1 protein-coding gene is annotated in these 757 nt (G+C 55.4%); it reads right to left on the bottom strand.

The annotated features are described in order from the left end of the window. Window positions 1-35 precede the first annotated feature (35 nt). On the bottom strand, window positions 36-757 hold a 722-nt coding region (locus AC1DVR_RS23780; protein WP_478003091.1), incomplete at its 5' end, for an ABC-three component system protein.

The following is a 757-nucleotide window of genomic DNA, read 5'->3' as shown; positions in this document are numbered from 1 at the left end:
ATTGCGAACCTCGAAGGGGCGCTGATCCCATCGCTTCACGGGCCCACCCCCAACACTTTGCCGAGGCGATCGATGAATCTGGGATGCCAATAGACCTTGGGTTCAGGCGCTGCATCCGCCAAAATGTGGAAGCTGCCACGAAGAACATAGGGCTCTGTCACCCGTGCACGGATCCGCAAAGATTCGATTTTCCCAGTTTCAAATTCCGCCCAGTTGAAGAGGGTTGCGCCAGCCTCGCGTAGAACTTCCTCCGCGCTGTCATCGTTCAGTTTCTCGAAAGCAACATCCTTGTAGCGGCTCCACTCATCTGCAAGCCGATCTTCGTATTCCTCGACCTCTCCCAAAACTAGCAGGTTTTCGCGCGCCCATGCCGACCGCTGTTCGAACGCACGGTAGTAGTCAAGGATCGCACTTCTAATTCGGTTGGACGAGATACCAATCTCACGCAATTGCGCCACAAACAGACGCGGATCGGCATTGGTGTCGATCTCACCGTCCGGCACCTTTCCGCGGAAGTTGATGGGCAGGTTGTCGGCCTTATACTCCTCCGCGAAATTCGAAAGCTTGTCTGAAACCTCATAGCCGAATATTCCTTCCGGCCTGGAACCCGTCAGGTGCTTAATCACCGCATCGGTCCACCAGCCTTCGAGCCGCTCGAAGACGAACTCTCGATGTTCGCGCCTTATGCTTCGCATGTGCTTGTCCATTATGATCGCCGGGATCTCGGCGATGCGAGGACTGCCATCAAGGATTAGGA

The organism is Rhodobacter sp. P2_H5, assembly GCF_056403335.1.
Note: the sequence above shows the minus strand (reverse complement) of the source record. Positions and strands in the feature narration are given on the sequence as shown.